Source organism: uncultured Nostoc sp., assembly GCF_964245445.1.
In the GTDB taxonomy this organism is placed as follows: domain Bacteria; phylum Cyanobacteriota; class Cyanobacteriia; order Cyanobacteriales; family Nostocaceae; genus Nostoc.
In genome coordinates this window covers 1-3,275 of sequence record NZ_CAXTNE010000464.1, presented here as the reverse complement: position 1 = coordinate 3,275, position 3,275 = coordinate 1, and the positions used below count along the sequence as shown (strand labels likewise).

The window sequence follows — 3,275 nt, the reverse complement described above, 5'->3', positions numbered from 1 at the left end:
ACTATGCCTGGATCGTTGCTGGTTTAACATTCCTAGCCTTGCTGGTGGCGGCTGGAATTCGCTCTGCTCCTGGAGTTTTTATAGTGCCTCTCGAACAGGAGTTTGGCTGGAGTAGAGCAACTATATCTTTGGCAATCTCCATTAACTTAGTACTCTACGGACTGATTGGCCCTTTTGCCGCCACAGTTATGGAGCGGATCGGCATTCGCCGGATGATGGTGTTCTCACTTGCTGTGATTGCTCTCGGTGTCGGTTTAACCACTTTGATGTCAGCATCTTGGCAGCTAGTTTTGCTATGGGGTGTAGTTGTCGGTTGTGGTAGTGGAGTTATCGCCCTGGTTTTGGGTGCTATTGTTGTCAATCGCTGGTTTTTGGAAAAGCGGGGTTTAGTTCTGGGCATCTTAACCGCTAGTACAGCCACGGGGCAACTAGTGTTTCTGCCCATGCTGGCTTCAGTAGCCGATCGCTTTGGGTGGCGAACTGCCGCTCTAACTCTGACTGGTGCAGCACTTCTAATTATTCCAGCGATCGCGGTCTTTATGCGCGATCGTCCGGCGGATGTCGGTTTGCGACCCTTTGGCGATAACAGCGAAACTGTGGAAGTGTTACAGCCTAGAGCTAATTCCATCGCCTCCACCCTTAACGCTCTCTGGCTGGGAATGCGTAATCGAGACTTCTGGCTATTATTTGGTAGCTTTTTTATCTGTGGTGCTAGCACAAATGGGTTAATTGGGACTCATCTAATTCCCGCTTGTATTGACCACGGTATCCCTGAAGTCAAGGCTGCTGGTCTTTTGGCAATCATGGGACTATTCGATTTTTTTGGAACTACTATGTCCGGTTGGCTATCTGACCGTTGGAACAATCGCTACTTATTGTGTTGGTATTACGGACTGCGGGGTTTGTCTTTGATTTTCTTACCCTTCAGTTTCGACTTTTCTTTTTATGGACTTTCCATTTTCGCCGTCTTCTATGGACTTGATTGGATTGCCACCGTACCACCGACGGTTCGTCTTGTTGCTAATGTCTTCGGGAAAGAAAATGTCGGCGTGATGTTCGGTTGGATTGTAGCAGGACACCAGCTTGGTGCAGCCACAGCAGCATTCGGAGCCGGAGTGTTGAGAACTTGGACGGGTAGTTATTTACAAGCGTTTATTTTATCAGGCGTTCTCTGTCTAATTGCCGCAGTTTGTGTACTGCAAATTGGTCAAAGTCCCACTAAGGGCAATTCACATTTATCTTCAGTCACGCTCAATTCTTAATCTATGAATATTTTAATTGAATGGCATTAAGAAAAGCTCTAAGCTAGACAGAATAAAGACTACAGGTTTAAAATATGGCAACAACAGCTTTAATTGTCGGTGCAGGTAGTGGACTAAGCGCTTCTTTAGCCCGCCTATTTGCAAAAGAAGGATTTACCGTAGCTTTAGCGGCTCGCCAAATTGAAAAACTCACTCAATTGAGCAGTGAAATTGGCGCAGTTAATTTCACTGCTGATGTCTCAAAGCCAGATGAAGTAGAACAGTTATTTATAGATATTGATAATAAAGTCGGTTCCCCGAATATTGTAGTTTACAATCCCAGTTTCCGGGTGCGGGGGCCACTTGTTGATCTAGACCCTGGTGAGGTGGCAAAAACCCTAGAGGTAACTGCTTATGGAGGCTTTCTCGTCGCCCAAGCTGCTACCAAAAGGTTTTTGCAACTTGGTGGCGGTGCTATCTTCTTTACTGGAGCTTCAGCCAGTATCAAGGGTTATGCTCAGTCTGCTCCCTTTGCAATGGGTAAATTTGCACTGCGCGGTTTGGCTCAGAGTATTGCTAGAGAATTAGCACCGAAAAATATCCATGTAGCGCATTTCGTGATTGATGGTGGAATCCGCTCAACAGGCCGCCAAGATCCAGCAGATAATCCTGATAGTACCCTTGACCCGGATGCGATCGCTCAAACTTATCTCAGCATTTTACGCCAACCCCGCAGTGCTTGGACTTATGAAATAGAACTACGTCCGTGGGTAGAGAACTTTTAGCCAAGACAATTGTTACAAGAATAGTTTTGCAGGTATGAATATTGATTTTGGTGCAACTGCTACTGATTATGCAAAACACCGCGCTGGCTTTCCCAGTTCATTATTTAACAAACTGTCTGAATATGGTATAGGTTTACCAGGGCAGAATATTGTTGACCTTGGTACAGGAACAGGAACATTAGCGCGGGGCTTTGCAGATAGAGGTGCTTATGTAATTGGCATAGATCCATCAGCATCACTTTTAGAACAAGCGAGACTGTTGAGCGAATCAGTGCAACTCAAAGTAGATTATCGAGTCGCAACTGCCGAAAATACCGAGTTACCAGACGCAAGTGCTGATGTAGTTACTGCTGGACAGTGTTGGCATTGGTTTGATCGTCCCCGTGCTGTCCAGGAAATTACTCGGATATTGAAAAGAAATGGCTCGATTGCGATCGCTCATTTTGATTGGATACCTTTAAAAGGTAATGTAGTTGAAGCAACAGAACAACTGATCAAGGCTCATAATCCAGCGTGGAATTTGGACGGCGGGAATGGTATGTATCCCTTGTGGTTACAAGACATTGGCGAAGGAGGATTCCGAGAAATCCGCACATTTTCTTACGATGTCTTTGTGTCTTATACACACGAAGCTTGGCAGGGACGAATTCGTGCTAGTGCAGGCGTGGGAGCAAGTTTGACACCAGAAAAGGTAGAAGTATTTGATCAGGAATTGGCGACATTACTCGAAGCAAAATATCCTACACCAATTCTTCAGGTTCACCATAGAGTTTGGGCTGCGATCGCCAAATCACCGCAAAGATGAAGGTTTCCGATAACAGACAAGGCAAAATATTAAGCCAAGACTAATTAAGGCGATTGTTCGCAGAGAGATTTCTCACCTCACGCGATCGCGCTACCCACAGACGTGCGAAAACGAAAACTAATGTCTTGTTTGCAAGCCACAACAGCTACGCCAGTTTAGTGTTCCATACAATTGATACCTGCTCAGAAAATCAATTTCAGGGGAAATAGGTAAAAACAACTTAAAAAGTTTATTGATAATTTTAAACAAATCCTGCAAGACTATAAATACTTTATAATTATTTTATAAATATTATTTATATATAAATACATTAAAAATCTTGCATACTGAAAAGCTTGATAATTATAGTAATAAAGCTATATAACGGATTAAATTCCATATATTTACTTATACGAAGTTGCCGAAGATAGTATCGTTACATTTCGTTATATTGAACACAACCAG

Annotated in this window: 3 protein-coding genes; all 3 read left to right on the top strand. The window is 43.8% G+C overall.

Going from position 1 to position 3,275, the window contains the following annotated elements; genetic code table 11:
* A partial coding sequence (locus ACFE90_RS37255) for an MFS transporter (protein ID WP_375507253.1) occupies window positions 1-1,262 on the top strand: 1,262 nt, incomplete at its 5' end.
* A gap of 74 nt (window positions 1,263-1,336) precedes the next feature.
* On the top strand, window positions 1,337-2,026 hold the full coding sequence (locus ACFE90_RS37250; protein WP_375507252.1) for an SDR family NAD(P)-dependent oxidoreductase: 690 nt from the start codon (window positions 1,337-1,339) through the stop codon (window positions 2,024-2,026).
* Window positions 2,027-2,060: 34 nt separating this feature from the next.
* Window positions 2,061-2,831 carry a class I SAM-dependent methyltransferase gene (locus ACFE90_RS37245; RefSeq protein WP_375507251.1) on the top strand — a complete coding sequence of 257 codons (771 nt, stop codon included), beginning with the start codon at window positions 2,061-2,063 and terminating at the stop codon, window positions 2,829-2,831.
* The last annotated feature ends 444 nt before the right edge of the window (window positions 2,832-3,275 follow it).

Coding starts and splice junctions, on each gene's coding strand:
- ACFE90_RS37250 (WP_375507252.1), top strand. CDS start 1,337: ATGGCAACAACAGCTTTAATTGTCGGTGCAGGTAGTGGACTAAGCGCT.
- ACFE90_RS37245 (WP_375507251.1), top strand. CDS start 2,061: ATGAATATTGATTTTGGTGCAACTGCTACTGATTATGCAAAACACCGC.